The organism is Tenacibaculum retecalamus, from assembly GCF_027941755.1.
GTDB classification, from domain to species: domain Bacteria; phylum Bacteroidota; class Bacteroidia; order Flavobacteriales; family Flavobacteriaceae; genus Polaribacter; species Polaribacter haliotis_B.
Window position 1 is genome coordinate 1583745 of sequence record NZ_CP115916.1, and the last position, 17642, is coordinate 1601386.

Annotated in this window: 15 protein-coding genes and 1 pseudogene; 8 read left to right on the forward strand and 8 right to left on the reverse strand. The window is 30.8% G+C overall.

What is annotated here, in order from left to right; translation table 11 throughout:
* Positions 1-43: 43 nt before the first annotated feature.
* A pseudogene (locus PG912_RS07545) lies at positions 44-2372 on the reverse strand (ATP-dependent helicase).
* Positions 2373-2593: 221 nt separating this feature from the next.
* Here PG912_RS07545 and PG912_RS07550 point away from each other — a divergent pair.
* From PG912_RS07550 to PG912_RS07560, 3 genes are read left to right on the forward strand one after another with little or no spacing between them, the layout of a single operon-like run.
* Entirely contained in the window at positions 2594-3208 is a 615-nt protein-coding gene (locus PG912_RS07550) for a SatD family protein (protein WP_275687042.1), read from the forward strand.
* A complete protein-coding gene (locus tag PG912_RS07555) occupies positions 3205-3918 on the forward strand; it encodes a DUF3307 domain-containing protein (RefSeq protein ID WP_275687043.1) in 714 nt (237 codons plus the stop codon). The genes PG912_RS07550 and PG912_RS07555 overlap by 4 nt, the downstream gene beginning before the upstream one ends.
* Entirely contained in the window at positions 3908-4420 is a 513-nt protein-coding gene (locus PG912_RS07560) for a DUF7935 family protein (RefSeq protein WP_275687044.1), read from the forward strand. Before PG912_RS07555 ends, PG912_RS07560 begins: the two co-directional genes overlap by 11 nt.
* A 3-nt stretch (positions 4421-4423) precedes the next feature.
* On the opposite strand, the gene PG912_RS07565 is transcribed toward PG912_RS07560, so the two are convergent.
* Complete coding sequence (locus tag PG912_RS07565; protein WP_275687045.1) at positions 4424-5263, reverse strand: sulfurtransferase; 840 nt, start codon at positions 5261-5263, stop codon at positions 4424-4426.
* 269 nt (positions 5264-5532) lie between these two features.
* Complete coding sequence (locus tag PG912_RS07570) at positions 5533-6858, reverse strand: dicarboxylate/amino acid:cation symporter (RefSeq protein ID WP_275687046.1); 1326 nt, start codon at positions 6856-6858, stop codon at positions 5533-5535.
* Between the two features lie 122 nt (positions 6859-6980).
* Here PG912_RS07570 and PG912_RS07575 point away from each other — a divergent pair, with 122 nt between their 5' ends.
* The 5 genes from PG912_RS07575 (at position 6981) to PG912_RS07595 (ending at position 10217) form a co-directional block, all read left to right on the forward strand.
* Positions 6981-7628 carry a DUF937 domain-containing protein gene (locus PG912_RS07575; protein WP_275687047.1) on the forward strand — a complete coding sequence of 216 codons (648 nt, stop codon included), beginning with the start codon at positions 6981-6983 and terminating at the stop codon, positions 7626-7628.
* A 72-nt stretch (positions 7629-7700) separates the two neighbouring features.
* A complete protein-coding gene (locus PG912_RS07580) occupies positions 7701-8006 on the forward strand; it encodes a DUF6787 family protein (protein ID WP_260586109.1) in 306 nt (101 codons plus the stop codon).
* A 72-nt stretch (positions 8007-8078) separates the two neighbouring features.
* Entirely contained in the window at positions 8079-8645 is a 567-nt protein-coding gene (locus PG912_RS07585; RefSeq protein ID WP_275687048.1) for a Crp/Fnr family transcriptional regulator, read from the forward strand.
* Positions 8646-8718: 73 nt separating this feature from the next.
* Positions 8719-9339 carry a hypothetical protein gene (locus PG912_RS07590; RefSeq protein ID WP_260586111.1) on the forward strand — a complete coding sequence of 207 codons (621 nt, stop codon included), beginning with the start codon at positions 8719-8721 and terminating at the stop codon, positions 9337-9339.
* A 17-nt stretch (positions 9340-9356) separates the two neighbouring features.
* Positions 9357-10217, forward strand: coding sequence for an alpha/beta hydrolase (locus PG912_RS07595; protein WP_275687049.1), 861 nt, complete (start codon positions 9357-9359; stop codon positions 10215-10217).
* Positions 10218-10236: 19 nt separating this feature from the next.
* On the opposite strand, the gene PG912_RS07600 is transcribed toward PG912_RS07595, so the two are convergent.
* The 5 genes from PG912_RS07600 to guaB form a co-directional block, all read right to left on the reverse strand.
* On the reverse strand, positions 10237-11091 hold the full coding sequence (locus PG912_RS07600) for a mechanosensitive ion channel family protein (protein ID WP_275687050.1): 855 nt from the start codon (positions 11089-11091) through the stop codon (positions 10237-10239).
* Positions 11092-13797 carry a DNA gyrase/topoisomerase IV subunit A gene (locus tag PG912_RS07605; RefSeq protein WP_275687051.1) on the reverse strand — a complete coding sequence of 902 codons (2706 nt, stop codon included), beginning with the start codon at positions 13795-13797 and terminating at the stop codon, positions 11092-11094. It abuts the gene before it with no gap.
* Positions 13798-13815: 18 nt separating this feature from the next.
* Complete coding sequence (locus PG912_RS07610) at positions 13816-14004, reverse strand: FUSC family protein (RefSeq protein WP_260586115.1); 189 nt, start codon at positions 14002-14004, stop codon at positions 13816-13818.
* A gap of 19 nt (positions 14005-14023) precedes the next feature.
* Positions 14024-15883 carry a DNA topoisomerase IV subunit B gene (locus PG912_RS07615; RefSeq protein WP_275687052.1) on the reverse strand — a complete coding sequence of 620 codons (1860 nt, stop codon included), beginning with the start codon at positions 15881-15883 and terminating at the stop codon, positions 14024-14026.
* Between the two features lie 112 nt (positions 15884-15995).
* The gene (gene guaB, locus PG912_RS07620) at positions 15996-17471 is read right to left on the reverse strand and encodes an IMP dehydrogenase (RefSeq protein ID WP_275687053.1); all 1476 of its coding nucleotides are present in this window, start codon (positions 17469-17471) and stop codon (positions 15996-15998) included.
* Positions 17472-17642 lie beyond the last annotated feature (171 nt).

Genomic DNA, 17642 nt, shown 5'->3' on the forward strand with positions numbered 1-17642 from the left:
ATATTTATAGCTGCAAAATAGGTAATTATTACGAATTACGTAGTTATCCGATTACCTTTAATTTTGCGAATTGTAATAATAATTTCTTTTTACCTACGGTACCAAACTTAATTTCCGCCTTTTTATTAGGTCCTTTACCTTCTAAAGCAACTACTTCACCTGTTCCGAAACGATTGTGTTCTACAAAATTACCAATCACTATTTCACCATCAAATAAATTGATTGCAGAACTGACGTCTGATACCTTTTTCATTTTACTTTTTGGCGGTATAATATTTGGTTTTTCTTTTTTTGCTAAAAACTCTTTTCGTTGTTTTTGAATTGGTTTTTGAAAACGGATATTCTTAGGAGTATCATCATCAAACATACTTGCATCAATAAACCTATTAGCTAATGCTGCTGGTACTTTAGGTGCTAAATGCTCTACAAATTTATCATCAATTTCTTCTAAGAAACGACTTGGTTCTCCGTCTGTTAATTTACCCCAACGGTAACGTGTTTGCGCATACGTTAAGTAGGCTACTTTTTCTGCTCGTGTTAAGGCCACATAAAACAAACGACGCTCTTCTTCTAGCTCGCTACGTGTATTCATGCTCATTCCAGAAGGAAATAAACCTTCTTCTAAACCAACAATATACACATATTGATATTCTAATCCTTTTGATAAGTGAATGGTCATTAACGAAACCATTGGTGTATCGTCACTTTCACTATCAAAATCTGTTGCCAAGGCTACATCTTCTAAGAAAATAGGTAATGAAGCATCTTCACCTGTTTCAATTCTATCGGTTATAAAGTCTTTTATTCCGTTTAATAATTCCTGAACGTTTTCAACTTTATTTACCCCTTCTGGCGTACCATCTTTTTGTAAATCTTTTACTAATTGTGTTTGCTTTACTACCAAATCGGCAATTTCGAAAGCATTCATCTTTTGAGCGTCTATTTGAAAACGCTGAATCATTCTAGTAAAATTAGCTAACTTGGTTTTGGTACCTGAATTTATTTTTAAATCAACTTTATCTAAATTTAATAAAATGTCAAAAATTGATTTTTTATAGTGATTTGCTGCTATAGCTAATTTATCAATCGTTGTAGCGCCAATTCCTCGTGGCGGATAATTAATAACTCTCTTTAAAGCTTCTTCATCATTCGGATTTATTAACATACGTAAATACGATAATAAATCTTTTATTTCTTTACGCTGATAAAATGAAATACCTCCGTAAATTTTATACTTAATATCTTTTTTTCGCAAAGCATCTTCCATTGCTCTCGATTGCGCATTGGTACGGTATAGAATAGCAAAAGAATCATTTGTTAATTGATGATTCATTTTGTTGTCCCAAATAGATTGTGCTACGAAACGCCCTTCTTCTCCGTCAGAAATTGTTCGCATTACTTTTATACTTTCTCCGGGGTCATTAGCCGTCCAAACTTCCTTATCTAACTTTGTTTTATTTTTATCAATTACACTATTGGCAGCTTCAACAATATTACTTGTTGATCGGTAATTTTGTTCTAATTTAAATGTCTTAACATCTGGATAATCTTTTTGAAAATTTAAGATGTTATTGATATTTGCTCCACGGAAACTATAAATACTTTGCGAATCATCACCTACCACACAAATATTCTGAAAACGATCTGCTAATGCTCTAACAATTAAATATTGTGAGTGATTTGTATCCTGATACTCATCAACCATTATATATTTAAATCGACTTTGATATTTTGCTAAAACTTCAGGAAAACGAGTTAGTAATTCATTGGTTCTTAACAATAAATCATCAAAATCCATTGCTCCTGCCTTAAAACATCTTTCTACATAAGCTTTATAAATATCACCTACTTTTGGCCTGCTTGCTTCTAAATCTGCCTCTTGTAAATCTGAATTATTAAAATAAGCTCTAACCGTAATTAGGCTATTTTTAAACGATGATATTCTGCTTAAAATCTGCTTTGGTTTGTAGCGGTCTTTATCTAATTTCATTTCTCTAATGATTGTAGAAATCAGCCTAACAGAATCTTGTGTGTCGTAAATTGTAAAGTTAGAAGGGTAGCCTAAACGATCTGCTTCTGATCGTAAAATACGAGAAAAAACAGAGTGAAAAGTTCCCATCCATAAATTCTTTGCTTCGCTATAACCAACAACGCCACCAATACGTTCTTTCATTTCGCGGGCTGCCTTATTTGTAAAGGTTAGCGATAAAATATTAAAAGAATCTACGCCTTCTTTCATTAAATGCGCTATCCGATAGGTTAAAACTCTCGTTTTACCCGATCCGGCTCCTGCAATAATTATCATTGTAGCCATCTTTTTGTAAAACGGCTGCTCTTTGTGGTTCGTTAAGTTGCTCTAAGTAAGTATTCAATAGAAAAAATTTGAAATAATTTTTAAAACGGAAATTTAACCATTCTTTTAGGTTATATAAAGAATGTAACCTTTTTTTTATTCACAATTTTTATTTGTTTAAAAACAGATAAAATAACATATCTACTCTCTAGCAGATAAATAAAATTATCTGCTTATTTACAGATAATTTTGGTCAATTCTAAATATTTAAGTATTTTTAAAACTTATAACCACCATTTAATGACAAGTATTTTAACAGGAGACATTGTAAAATCTAGGAGATCTGATAATAGTGTTTGGCTAGAAAAGCTAAAAACTATTCTTAATAAATTCGGAAAACAACCTATTGATTGGGAAATTTTTAGAGGTGATAGTTTTCAACTTGAAGTTCCTGCAGAGAAAGCTTTTTATGTAGCTTTTTTATTAAAAGCTCAACTAAAACAAGTAGATAATGTTGATGTTAGAATTGGTATTGGTATCGGCACCAAAGATTCTAAAAATTCACATATTACAGAAGCAAACGGACAAGCTTATGTTTATTCAGGTGAAGTTTTTGATAGCTTGGTAAAAAAACAATTAATTGCAATAAAAACTCCCTGGTTAGCGTTAGATGAAGAACTGAATTTAGCTTTAGATTTAGCTTTATTAACAATGAATAATTGGACAAAAAATTCAGCTGAAGTATTTCAATTATCAATAGAAAATCCTTTATTAACTCAAAGTGAGATTGGAAAAAAAATAGGTATAACACAAAGTAATATTAGCGAACGACAAAAACGCGCTGGTTACGATGCTATTATCAAATTAGAAAAAAGATACAGAGAATTAATACAACAAAAAACAGCTTCATTATGATCTTATTCTTAAAGTTTCTAATTGCTCATTTTTTAGGTGATTTTATTTTTCAATCAGAAAAATGGGTAAAAAACAAGGAGAAAAAAAAGTTTAAATCTAAAAAAATATACTTACATATTGCTGTTCATTTATTATTGTTATTAGTACTAACTAGCTTTAGTTTTAAATATATTTTAGGCATACTTTTTATAATTACAACTCACTATTGTATCGATTTAAGTAAATTATACTTGCAGCATAAAAAAAATAAAACATGGTTATTTTTTATAGATCAGTTTTTGCATATTTTGATGTTAGCTTTGGTAACTTATTGGTATATTCCTTACCAATTTAATATTGATTTTATTTTTTCACTAAAAACACTTCTACTTATATCTTGTCTGATTTTTGTAAGTTTTGTTGCATCCATAATTATACAAACGATAATATCGCAATGGAGTCCTGAAAAAGAGTTAAAAAAAGAAGATGATTCTTTAGCTAAGGCAGGAAAATATATCGGAATTTTAGAACGTTTATTAATATTTACATTCATTGTTATCGGACAATGGGCTGGTGTTGGGTTTTTATTAGCTGCAAAATCTATTTTCCGTTTTGGAGACTTAACTTCAGCAAAAGATAGAAAATTAACAGAATACATTTTAATCGGAACTTTATTAAGTTTTGGATTGGCTATTTTAACAGGACTTGTATATTCGCATTATGGAAGATAAAATTTTTGAAGGATTCGCATACGCTTTACCAGCATTAGTAACAGGATTTGTAGCATACTTTATATTAGGCGCTTTTATAAAGCAAGATAACAACGAAAAGAAATTTAATGCTTTAGTTGATAAAAAACGTGAAAGCTTACCTATTAAACTACAAGCTTATGAGCGCTTACTTTTGTTTTGTGAGCGTATAAACCCTACAAAATTATTGGTAAGAGTAATTCCTATTAGTGAGGATACTAATAGTTATGTTCAATTATTAATTGCTAATATCGAACAAGAATACGAACACAATATGGTGCAACAATTATATGTATCTGAAGATAGTTGGAAAGCAATAATAGCTGCAAAACTAACAATAATTGCTAAGCTTCGTAAAACATCAGAAACAGCAAAAACGGCAAAAGATTTACGCGAAAGTATATTAATTGATTATTCTCAGAATGAGAACCCAACACAAACATCAATTGCATATTTAAAACAAGAAGTTAAGAAATTAATTTAAACCCTATTTCTCAACTGGCAAGGCTAAAGTACTCGCCCATTCTGTCCATGAGCCATCATATACGGAATAATTTGTATTCCCCGCTAACTCATTTCCTAAAGCTAAAATACAGGCTGTAATACCAGATCCGCATGAAAAAATAACGGTTTCTTTCTTCGGATTTAATACTGAGAAAATTTCTTGTAATTTTTCTTTAGATTTCATCTTTCCATCAATCTGTAATTCGGAATGTGGTAAACTTTTAGAATTCGGAATATGACCTCCTCTTAAACCTTTTCTAGGTTCTGGCGATGTTGCTTCGAAGCGTCCTTTAGAACGTGCATCAAAAATATGTTTCTTATCATTTGACGCTATCAACACATCTTTAATAATACTTAAGTAATTAATTTTAAAATCTGCCTTAAAATTACCTTTTATTAGTTGTTTAGTATTCAACTTTTCTGTTGGATATTTTGCTTCTTGCCAGGCTGGCGATCCTCCGTTTAAAACAGCTACGTTTTCAAAACCAAACAGTTTAAATAACCACCAAACTCTAGGTGAAGAATACACACCTAAATCATCATAAATAATTACGCAACTATCTTTATTAACTCCCAGTTTTTGAACTTCTTTTTCAAAATATTTTGCTGTCGGAATTGTATTCGGAAACTCACCTTCTTTATCTGAAAAAACATTTTTTAAATCGAAGAAAACAGTATTTATAATACAATTCTTACTTTCTACTTTATTTTCTTGAGTGCCTACTTTTGCGATACTTGCATCTAAAATAATTAAATTATCTGCTTTTATATTTTCAAATAACCAATCAACAGAAACAAGCGAGCTCGGAATTGTAATTTTCATTTATCTCTTTTTTAAAACCTTTTATCTATATACGTCTCATTAAACTTAAAAAACATCAATGTTAAATTACACATTGATGTTTTTATTCTATTGTTCACTTTTGATGATTTTTTTGTCAATTCGAGTGAATTTTACGATTGAAATGAGTAAAATTTATATCGAGAATTAAAGTTATTACTTCAAAATTAGTTCTCGATACTATTTTTTATCAAAAATCACTCGAACTGACATTATAAAGTCTTTTTTAACTCAAAAACCACATTCATTTTTTATTTTACATCATCATAATTATCATCCCAATTTTTAGGCTTAGGATCGTGTAATTTACCTACTGATTTTGCTACAATCATAGACACAGTTGCATCTCCAGTAACATTAATAGTAGTACGTAACATATCTAAAGGTCTATCTACAGCAAAAATTAATGCTAAAGCTACCGGATATAAATCTTTAGGAAAACCAATAGATTCTAACACAATAACTAACATTACCATTCCTGCTCCAGGAACAGCAGCACTACCAATAGATGCTAATAAAGCCGTTAAAACAATTGCCATTTGATTTGCAAAACCTAAACCTTCTGGCCATAAAACTTGCATTACAAATACTGCTGCTACTGCTTGATATAAACTTGTTCCGTCCATATTTATAGTTGCACCTACTGGCAACACAAAACTAGATACTTCTTTATCTACTCCAATATGTTCCTCTACACGCTCCATCGTAACGGGTAACGTTGCCGCACTCGAACTTGTAGAAAAAGCTAATAATTGTGCTGGACTTAATTGTTTTAAAACCCAAAAAGGATTTTTCTTTGTGTAAACGCTAACTAAAACTGAATAGAAAACAATCATTAACAACAAGCCTAAAACAACAACACCTGCATATTTTAATAAGGCTAATAAAATATCTGGATCACCAGAAGTAACCACAACATTTGCCAATAAAGCAAAAACTGCAAATGGAGAAATTAACATTATAAGATCTACCATTTTTAAAATCGCTTCATTTAATGAATCGAAAAACTTCTTTAAAGGTTTTGCTTTCTTCTCGCCAATTAACAACATTGATATTCCTAAGAAAATAGTAAAGAATATTACTTGTAACATTGCTTTATTATTACTCATCGCACTTACTGCGTTATCTGGTACCATATCAACAACAAACTGTAACGATCCACTACTCTGTTGCCTTGTTGCTTCTGAAATTTTAGCTATTACACCAGAACTTTTTGCATATGTGTTTGTTAGTTTATCTACTGTTTCTTGTGATATTCCGTCACCTGGCTGAATTAAATTCACCAATACCAAACCAATACTAATTGCAATTACAGTAGTACCTATATATATTAACATGGTTCTTACACCAATGCTTTTAAATTTAGAAATATCTTTTAAATCTGAAATTCCTTTAATTAATGAAGCTACAATTAACGGTACAGCTATTAATTTTAATAATTTTACAAAAATAGTTCCTAGTGGTTTTATCCAATCCTCTATAAAACTATTCCAGCCAAATTGTAATGCTAAAAATCCGAACAAGATTCCTAGAACCATTCCTATTAAAATTTTCCAATGTAACGCCAGTTTTTTCATCTATATGATTTAAATTTTTAAAGGTTGTAAGATAAAATAAATATTTAAAAAATGTGACCATTAATCCGTAACTTGTGTCATAATTACTGATAACTAATTACAAATCTTATAACAACATTAAAATGGCAGGAATTTTAGACTTATTAAACAGCGACTTAGGTAAATCGATTATATCAGGAGTAGCAGGATCTACAGGACAAGATACTAACAAAACAAGTAGTGTTTTAACAATGGCTTTGCCTGTTTTAATGAAAGCAATGCAACGTAATGCTACTTCACCACAAGGTGCAGAAGGTTTAATGGGAGCGTTAAACAAACATGATGGTGGTATTTTAGATAATTTAGGTGATTTATTTAATGGCGGTGTAAATGCTGATGTTTTACAAGATGGTGGTAACATTTTAAAGCATGTTTTAGGAAACAAACAACAAGGAGTTGAGCAAGTAATTGGTCAAAAATCTGGAATGGATGCTGGTGCAGTTGCTAGTATTTTAAAAACTGCAGCGCCTATCTTAATGGGAGTCTTAGGAAAACAATCTCGTCAAGAGAAAGTTGGAAACTCAAGTGATTTAGGTGGTTTGTTAGGTGGGCTACTTGGTGGTAACTCTGCTGATAAAGAGCAAAGTTTTTTAGAGCAAATTTTAGATGCTGACGGTGATGGAAGTATTGTTGATGATGTTGCTGGTATGGTTTTAGGAAGCGGTAGCCAACAAAAATCTGGCGGAGGATTACTTGGTGGATTACTTGGCGGAATTTTTGGAAAAAAATAAATCTCACATTTATATAATATCAAAAAGGGTAAACATTTGTTTGCCCTTTTTCTTTTAATTACTTTTGCCGCCATGGAAAAATTAAAACAACGTTGGGGTTTAAAAACCAATTGGGATGTAATAGCAGTACTAATCGTATTTTCTATTAACGGTTCGTTTGCTTCTTGGGTTGCAAAACCTATTACTGCTTTTTTCGGACTCTCTCTTGAAACTACTTCTCCTTGGGTGTATTGGCCTTTACGTATTTTTCTTATTTTTCCTATTTATCAAACTACCTTGCCTTTAGTTGGTTGGCTATTTGGTCAATTTAAATTCTTTTGGGCTTTTGAAAAGAAATTTTTAAGTAGATTAGGTTTGGGTTTTTTATTTAAAGACTAATTTTTAAATTTACCTATTATTTTTATTAAGTTTATAAGGATAAATAAACATCATATTTATAACTAAATCATTGTGGTAAAAGAAATAATAAATAATATCTATCCAATTTCTGAAAACTCAATGAAATCAATTGAAATAAAAATTGATTTCAGTATTATTAAAAAAGGTGAGACATTTATTAAGCGTAATAAAAGAAATAATAAGGAATACTTTATTATTGATGGAGTTTCTAGAAGCTACTTAATAAATCCGGAAGGAGAAGACATTACAATTTCTTTTTTCACTAAAAACGCTATTATTTCTCCATTTTCTACTCGAACCGAAAATGAAGTTTCTATTTTAAATTTTCAAGCATTAACTGAGTTAAAAATTGCAACTATTGATGCTGCTTTATTTGAACAATTAATGCTCGATAATAAAGAGATTAGAAACTTTGGTAATAAAGTACTTAGAAACGAGCTTAAACAAAAAACTTCTAAAGAAATAGGCTTAGCATCCTTATCGGCTAAAGAACGACTTCAAAGCTTCAGGAAGGATTACCGTAACTTAGAAAACTTAATACCACACACAATAATTGCCACTTATTTAGGTATAACTAATATATCTTTAAGTAGATTAAGAGGTGATTTAGCCAAATAATTTCACTTTTTATCATTTGTTAATTGAAATTCTTTGTAATACAGAGAATTTTGTATTCATAAATATTTAACAAATGACGAAAAAAATTATTACAACCTTTTTAATCCTAGCCAGTTTAACTCTGTATAGTCAAAACAATAAATACCTTAGATTGTATGCTAATATGGGGGTTCAGATTAATCAATTAAACTCTAATTTTAATACCGACTTAGCTACTAATTACTCTTTTCAAATAGGAGCTGGTAGTAGTTATAAATTAAAACAATTTGTAGTAGGAACAGAATTTTACAATTCGAAAGGAGCTACAGAAAACAACAATAACAAAATCGATTCTCAAGAGTTTACCTCTATCATTTATTTTGGATATGATTTTTTAAAATGTACAAGTGCTGCTCTTGAACCTACTTTGGGTATTTCATTTTCTAATAAACAATCTATATTGTATGACTATCAAAATCAAAAATCCTTAGTTTATAAGATTAATCAATTAGGAATTACACCAGCTTTAACCTACACTAAGTTTAATAGTTTAGGTGTTAGTATAGGTTTTAAAATTGGTTGTAATTACACTTTAAATAATAACTATTGGAACAAAGGTATTGATGATACTAAAACCAACAATGCCATAAATAAGTTTACTCCGTTTATTCAATTAAATATTGGAGGGAAAATAAAACTTTTTAAAAATAAATAACTTATAAACTTTTAAAGATGACAACAGTAGTAATAGATAATAACGGAAACAAATTACATTCAAAAGTTTATTTAAATAAAGGTAAAGAAACTATAATTTTATTACATGGAGGTCCTGGCGTTCCAGACGATTTATTACCTGTTGTTGATCTTTTAAAAGATACATTTCAAGTTATAACTTTTCATCAGAGAGGTACAAAATTATCCCCTTGCATTAATCATGATTATTCGATGAATGCTTATGTAAATGATATTCAATCAATAAAAAAGCACTTTAAATTAACTAGTTTTCATTTATGGGGACATTCATGGGGTGGATTATATGCGCAGATATATGCGCAAAAATATCCAGGTAATTTATTAAGTTTATTTTTATGTTCTACTGCTTCTGGAACAAACATTCACTGGAAACAGACCGAAAAAGAGGTTATGGATTTTAATAAATCTTCTACTAGTTTTTTACAATGGTTAAAAATGGGATGGTATAGTTTATCTGGTTACATGGGAAATAACAAATCGTATCAAAAACTATTTCAACAAGTTATAATAAATTATAATAAAAAATTTCAACCAATAAATACCTCCGTTTTTTCTTTCTCACTTAGTAATGTAAAAGCAAAACCAATTAATAAAACTAGGCTCGAAATTATTAAATATCCTTTATTATTAAAAAATTCAAAACCTAACTATAAAATTTCAATTGTCTATGGAGAGTTTGACATTTATAAAGTAAGCAAAAAATTTGTTATTGATCGATATCCTTCTGCAAGTGTAAAGAATATTAAAGATAGTGGTCATTTACCTTGGCTACATAATCCTTTTGAATTTAAAAAAGTAGTGAGTCATTTTTATAATTTAAAAAGAAACCATCAATTATAATTATATATTAGATGAGTAACTAAACTTTTACTACCTTATAAATAGGAATTGGTAATGCTACACCTTCAGCCAAAAAACGCTTATGAACAGCTTCTTTTAAAGCACATTTTGTTTTAAATTCTTTAAATGGCTCATTTAACCAAACGTAGACTCGCATATGTATATGATCTGTATCTACATCGATTACACGAACATCTACTTGTTGGGTATCAGCCATAACTTGTTCTGGTGTTCTAAAATCGATTACCGAAGGAAGTTTAATTGCTTCTTCTTGTATAATTTTTCGCGCTAAATCAATATCCGCCTTTAGGCCTAGTTTAAAATTATTAAAACTTAATACATGCGAATCTTCTATAGTATGATTTAAAACAGAATCAGTACTTATTACAGAGTTAGGTATAATTAATCGTTTGTTTTCAAAATTATTTATTACGGTATGTCGTAACGTAATATCTTCAACAATACCAACTCGAATATCGTCTAACCTAATATAATCTCCTATACGAAACGGTCGAAAAATAACAATAAAGGCTCCGGCTATTAAATTAGACAACGCTGCTTGCGCTGCAAAACCAATAATAGCTGCCAAAATACCAGCTCCAGAAAAGATTAACGCTGCTTGACTTCTAAAAGCCGGTACTGTCATAATAATATATACAATACCAAATAATCCTAGAAAAAATTTTACTGAGTTTCGTAAAAATAAAATACTTGTTTTACCATAACGATCCGTTTTTCTTCGTTTAATAATTTGAACAATAATGTACCTTATAATTCTAGAAAGTACCCATGCTGTAAATACAACTACTAGTACGTATATTAAAACACCTAAAATTGAATCTAAATTAAATTGATATTTCAATAATTCTTTCATCTAAAATAAACTTTCTTGACTATCATCTTCTTTAGCCTTTTTCTTTTGAAGCGCACGTTCTAATGCCTTTTTTGCTTTGTCGTCTTTAGTGTTTGTAAACTCTTTTGGCGACACTTCTTCCACATCTAAAGGTAAGCTATTTTCTATTATTTCTTCCTCTTCATTTACCTCTATATTCTCTACTTTCTCTTCTTCTGGCTCTTCATAAGGTAATGCTTCTAATAAGTTAACAGTACGTATTTTATCTGTTGTTAATTGATTACCTTGTGCTTTAATACCTTTTACAGAAATAAATGTCTCGAAATTCACTTCTATTTTATCTAAGCTTCTTTTTGAAAAAATAACCTCAGCCATTGGTCGAAAATCAGTCGCTATAACTTCTAATTTCGATTTTTCACTTTCAGAAATAAATACTTCTTCTTTATCAATTGTATCAATTAAAAAACGTTTTACATAGTAACGTTCTTTTTCTCCATCGAAATAAACGGCAGAAATAGGCTTGTTAGGTTTCCATTTTTCTAACACAATCATGTCATTTTCAAAATGCATTGATAAATCTGGTGATACTGCTTTAATCTTCCCTGATTGTGTTGCTATTAAAATTTTATCTTCTGCTCTAAATTCTCCTAATAACTCCCCTCTTTCATCAACATTTAAACGCTGTACAGCATCATCAAACCATATTTTACGAGGTTTTAAAGTTGATACACCTGCTGATTTAAAATCAATCTTTCTAATAGCAAATTTTGTTATTTGATTCCCACGAACTGCTCTTCCTTTTATCGCTAAGTCAGAGAAATCGATATCCCACTTTAACTTTTTAATACTACCAACAGCACGAAGATTAATCGTTACAACCTCAGCTTCTCCATTCGGATTTGCTGTAAAGTATAACATTTTTGAACCTTTATTTCCTGTGGTTAAATCGTACTCTTTATCGCGGGTTACACTTGTTACGTTAAAACGTTTCATATAACTCGATCCTTTTGCACCGTCTTTATACATCATATTATACACGGTACGCTTATCTTTCTTTTTAAAGATTGCAATGTGAATAATATCTTTACCTACAAAGGTTTTAGACGCTACTTTGGTAACAATCATTTTACCATCACCTTTAAAAATGATGATATCATCAATATCAGCACATTCTGTAACGTATTCATCTTTTTTAAGAGAAGTACCTACAAAACCTTCTTCTCTATTTACATACAATTTGGTGTTTCGCATTACTACTTTCGTAGCTACGATGTCATCAAAAATTCTGATTTCCGTTTTACGCTCGCGTCCTTTACCATACTTTGTTTTTAAGTTTTTAAAGTAATCAATAGCAAAATCAATTAAATTATCTAAGTGATGTTTTACCTCTGCTATTTTTTCTTCTAAACTATCTATATATTGTTTGGCTTTGTCAATATCGAATTTAGAAATTTTCTTAATTCTAATTTCTGTTAAACGAACAATATCTTCTTCGGTTATTGCTCTTTTTAAATGTTTTATATGCGGTTGTAAACCTTTATCAATTGCTTCTATTACACCTTGCCAAGTTTCTACTTCTTCAATATCTCGGTAGATTCTATTTTCAATAAAAATTCGCTCTAACGATGCGAAATGCCATTGTTCTTGCAATTCATTTAATTGAATTTCTAATTCGCGTTTAAGCAAATTAACCGTTAAATCTGTAGAATGCTTTAACATTTCTGAAACTCCAACAAATACCGGTTTATTATCTTCAATAGTACAAGATAGTGGTGAAATTGAATTTTCGCAATTGGTAAATGCGTATAAAGCATCTATGGTTTTATCTGGTGATATTCCCGCAGGTAAATGCACTAAAATTTCTACATTGGCAGCAGTATTATCTTCTATTTTTTTAATCTTTATTTTACCCTTATCATTTGCTTTTAAAATACTATCGATTAAAGTTGTAGTAGTCGTTGCAAACGGAATTTCAGTAATTACTAAAGTCTTTTTATCTAGTTGAGAAATTTTTGCTCGCACACGAACCTTTCCTCCTCTTATACCATCATTATAATTGGTGAAATCTGCAATTCCGCCTGTTAAAAAATCAGGCACAATTGTAAAACTTCTTCCTTTTAAATATTTAATAGAAGCATCTATCAATTCATTAAAATTGTGTGGTAATATTTTGGTAGACAAACCTACTGCAATCCCTTCTGCTCCTTGTGCTAATAATAAAGGAAACTTTACCGGTAAATCTATCGGTTCTTTTCTTCTCCCATCATACGACATTTTCCATTCTGTCGTCTTAGGATTAAAAACAACATCTAAAGCGAATTTAGATAAACGGGCTTCAATATATCTTGATGCTGCGGCTCTATCTCCTGTTAAGATATTACCCCAGTTACCTTGCATATCAATCAGTAATTCTTTCTGACCAATTTGCACCATAGCATCTGCAATTGACGCATCACCGTGTGGGTGATACTGCATGGTATGCCCAACAATGTTGGCTACTTTATTGTAACGACCATCATCTAAATCTTTCATAGAATGCATTATTCTACGCTGTACAGGTTTTAATCCGTCTTCTAACGACGGAACAGCTCTTTCTAAAATTACATACGAAGCATAATCTAAAAACCATTCCTTATACATTCCGGTAACTTTCGTTATCGTTTCTGCATTTTCTATTGGTTGATTCAGCTCTTCGTCGTGCTCGTAATTATTATTTTCTTCACTCATTGAATAATGGGTATTCTTTTAAGAGTTATTGTTTTTTTTATTTAGGATAAAAATGATAGCAAAAACTAATACAGCTATTAGCATATTTACATAATGCTTGCTATTAATTACCCAACTTAAATTATCAAAATCAACATTTAATAGATTTATAAAAAAGATGGTAAAAGCTATTATTAAGTATATTCTTGCTCTTCTTTCTTTATTCATTTTTACTTAAATCTTTTTTTTAAACTTCTTCTTCAACAACATCTAATTCAACTTTTAAATTCTCGATGATAAATTTTTGTCTGTCTGGAGTGTTCTTCCCCATATAAAATTCTAACATTTGCTCTATCGACATTTCTTTATCTAACATAACAGGGTCTAAACGAATATCATCACCAATAAAATGTACAAATTCGTTTGGTGAAATTTCCCCTAATCCTTTAAATCGAGTTATTTCTGGTTTTCCTCTTAACTTCTCAATCGCTTCTCGCTTCTCCTCTTCTGAATAGCAGTAATAAGTATCTTTCTTGTTACGAACTCTAAACAACGGAGTTTCTAAAATATATAAATGCCCTTCTTTAATTACTTCTGGGAAGAATTGTAAAAAGAACGTAATTAATAATAATCGAATGTGCATACCATCAACATCAGCATCGGTTGCAATTACAATATTGTTATAACGTAAATCTTGTAAACCGTCTTCTATATTTAAAGCTGCTTGCAATAAATTAAACTCCTCATTCTCGTATACAATCTTCTTACTTAATCCGTATGAATTTAAAGGTTTCCCTTTTAAACTAAAAACGGCTTGCGTGTTTACATTTCTCGATTTTGTAATAGATCCAGATGCTGAATCTCCCTCGGTAATAAACAACGTAGAATCTAAATAAGTTTCTTTTTTTGTATCGCCTAAATGCACTCTACAATCTCGTAGTTTCTTATTGTGTAAACTTGCTTTCTTTGCTCTGTCTTTTGCTAATTTTCGTATTCCTGATAATTCTTTACGTTCCTTTTCTGCTTGTATAATTTTACGTTGCAGCTTATCAGCCGTATCTACATTTTTATGTAAATAATTATCAAGCTTCGTTTTTAAAAAATCGTTGATATACGTTCTTACCGTTGGTAACTCTCCTCCCATATCTGTAGAACCTAATTTTGTTTTTGTTTGACTTTCAAAAACAGGTTCCATCACTTTAATTGCAATGGCTGATATAATTGATTTACGAATATCCGAAGCTTCAAAATTCTTACCATAAAACTCACGAATGGTTTTAACAATAGCTTCTCTAAATGCTGCTTGATGTGTACCACCCTGTGTAGTATGTTGTCCGTTTACAAACGAATGATATTCTTCTGAGTATTGTGTTTTACTGTGTGTGATAGCAACTTCAATATCATCTCCTTTTAAATGGATAATTGGATACAACATATCATCTTGACTGTTGTTATCTTCCAATAAATCTTTTAATCCGTTTTCAGACACATATTTTTCGCCGTTAAAAACAATCGTTAAACCTGTGTTTAAATACACATAGTTTTTAAGCATTTTAGCAACGTACTCGTTTCTGAATTTATAATTTTTAAAAATAGCTTCATCAGGTATAAAAGATACTTTTGTTCCTTTTCTGCGTGAAGTTTCTTCTAAAAACTCTTGATCGGTTAAATTTCCTTGTGAAAATTCTGCTGCTGCAGATTTACCATCTCTTGACGATTCTACTCTAAAAAACGAAGACAGTGCATTTACGGCTTTCGTACCTACACCATTTAATCCTACCGATTTTTTAAATGCTTTAGAATCGTACTTTCCTCCCGTATTCATTTTAGAAACTACATCTACTACTTTTCCTAAAGGAATACCACGACCGTAATCTCTTACAATAACTTTATTCCCTTGAATAGAAATTTCGATGGTTTTACCCGCTCCCATCACGTATTCATCAATAGAATTATCTAAAACCTCTTTTACCAAAATATAAATTCCGTCATCGGCAGACGAACCGTCACCTAGTTTACCAATGTACATTCCCGGTCGCATACGGATGTGTTCTTTCCAATCGAGCGAGCGTATATTATCTTCGGTATATTTTGTTTCTTGAGTCATAAAAATTGAGGAAATTGAAGTCTCTGCTAAAGTAGTATTTACTCTTTAAAAACAAAAAACTCTGTTGAATTAGTTTTCAACAGAGTTTGATATTTATGAACTTTTACTAAAATTACCTTCTACTATAATTTGGTGCTTCTTTTGTAATTGCTACATCATGCGGGTGACTTTCATTAATTCCACTTGCTGTAATACGTACAAATTTACCCGTCTTTTTTAGTGTTTCTATATCTTTAGATCCACAATATCCCATACCTGCACGTAAACCACCTACAAATTGATGAATACTTTCTTCTAATTCACCTTTATATGGTACACGACCAACAATACCTTCTGGTACTAGTTTTTTAATGTCATCTTCTACATCCTGAAAATAACGATCTTTAGAACCTTGTTTCATTGCTTCAACAGATCCCATTCCTCTATATGATTTAAACTTACGTCCTTCATAAATAATCGTTTCTCCTGGTGATTCTTTTGTTCCTGCTAATAACGATCCTAACATTACACAATCTGCACCTGCTGCAATTGCTTTAGGAATATCCCCTGTATAACGAATACCTCCATCTGCAATTACTGGCACTCCACTTCCTTTTATAGCTGCTGCAACTTCTAATACTGCAGAAAACTGAGGAAAACCTACCCCTGCAACTACACGAGTTGTACAAATTGATCCTGATCCAATACCTACTTTTACTGCATCAGCGCCAGCTTCAACTAAATATTTAGCTGCTTCAGGTGTTGCAATATTACCTACAATAACATCTAATTCTGGAAATTTTTCTTTTACGTTTTTTAAAACAGCCACCACACCTTTTGTATGTCCGTGAGCTGTATCAATAATAACCGCATCTACGCCTGCTTTTACTAAAGCCTCTGCTCTATCAACAGCATCTGCTGTAACGCCTAATGCAGCTGCAACTCGTAAACGCCCATAAGTATCTTTATTTGCTATTGGTTTTTGGGTAACCTTTGTAATGTCTCTAAAGGTAATTAACCCCGAAAGTTTATAATTATCATCTACAATTAATAATTTTTCGATTTTATTTTCTTGTAAAATACTTTCTGCGGATTTTAATGATGTTCCTACCGATGCAGTAACCAAATTTTCTTTGGTCATCACTTCAACAATAGCTCTATCATTTTTATGCTCAAAACGTAAATCACGATTGGTAACAATTCCTTTTAAAATTCCGTTATCATCAACTACAGGAATTCCACCAATACTATGTTCTTTCATTAACATTTTAGCATCTAAAACAACTGCCGTTAATGGTAACGTAACTGGATCGATAATCATTCCGCTTTCTGCACGTTTTACTTTACGAACTTCTTGAGCCTGTTGCTCGATAGTCATATTTTTATGTAAAACACCTATACCTCCTTCTCTTGCCATAGCGATTGCCATTGCCGATTCGGTAACTGTATCCATAGCTGCTGAAACTATAGGAACATTGATTGTTATATTTTTAGTGAATTTTGTTTGAATAGATACCTCTCTTGGAAGTACTTCTGAATAAGCTGGTACTAATAAAACGTCGTCATACGTTAAACCTTCGCCTACTATTTTTGATTGATGAGCTTGCATGTGCAATTAATTTAGTGTGTTGTTAATTAATTACGTGCAAATATACTACAAATAACGGCAACTCAATTTTAAATTAAGGTTAACAAAATAATTTTCCTTTAGTACCCATTTTATACTTTAATTTAAAGTATGTACTTATAAAAACTAAAGTAGTATGTTTTGTTTAGCATA

Coding starts and splice junctions, on each gene's coding strand:
- PG912_RS07615 (WP_275687052.1), bottom strand. CDS start 15,883: ATGACTCAAGAAACAAAATATACCGAAGATAATATACGCTCGCTCGAT.
- PG912_RS07580 (WP_260586109.1), top strand. CDS start 7,701: ATGGAAAAATTAAAACAACGTTGGGGTTTAAAAACCAATTGGGATGTA.
- PG912_RS07610 (WP_260586115.1), bottom strand. CDS start 14,004: ATGAATAAAGAAAGAAGAGCAAGAATATACTTAATAATAGCTTTTACC.
- PG912_RS07575 (WP_275687047.1), top strand. CDS start 6,981: ATGGCAGGAATTTTAGACTTATTAAACAGCGACTTAGGTAAATCGATT.
- PG912_RS07555 (WP_275687043.1), top strand. CDS start 3,205: ATGATCTTATTCTTAAAGTTTCTAATTGCTCATTTTTTAGGTGATTTT.
- PG912_RS07550 (WP_275687042.1), top strand. CDS start 2,594: ATGACAAGTATTTTAACAGGAGACATTGTAAAATCTAGGAGATCTGAT.
- PG912_RS07570 (WP_275687046.1), bottom strand. CDS start 6,858: ATGAAAAAACTGGCGTTACATTGGAAAATTTTAATAGGAATGGTTCTA.
- guaB (WP_275687053.1), bottom strand. CDS start 17,471: ATGCAAGCTCATCAATCAAAAATAGTAGGCGAAGGTTTAACGTATGAC.
- PG912_RS07565 (WP_275687045.1), bottom strand. CDS start 5,263: ATGAAAATTACAATTCCGAGCTCGCTTGTTTCTGTTGATTGGTTATTT.
- PG912_RS07590 (WP_260586111.1), top strand. CDS start 8,719: ATGACGAAAAAAATTATTACAACCTTTTTAATCCTAGCCAGTTTAACT.
- PG912_RS07600 (WP_275687050.1), bottom strand. CDS start 11,091: ATGAAAGAATTATTGAAATATCAATTTAATTTAGATTCAATTTTAGGT.
- PG912_RS07560 (WP_275687044.1), top strand. CDS start 3,908: ATGGAAGATAAAATTTTTGAAGGATTCGCATACGCTTTACCAGCATTA.
- PG912_RS07595 (WP_275687049.1), top strand. CDS start 9,357: ATGACAACAGTAGTAATAGATAATAACGGAAACAAATTACATTCAAAA.
- PG912_RS07605 (WP_275687051.1), bottom strand. CDS start 13,797: ATGAGTGAAGAAAATAATAATTACGAGCACGACGAAGAGCTGAATCAA.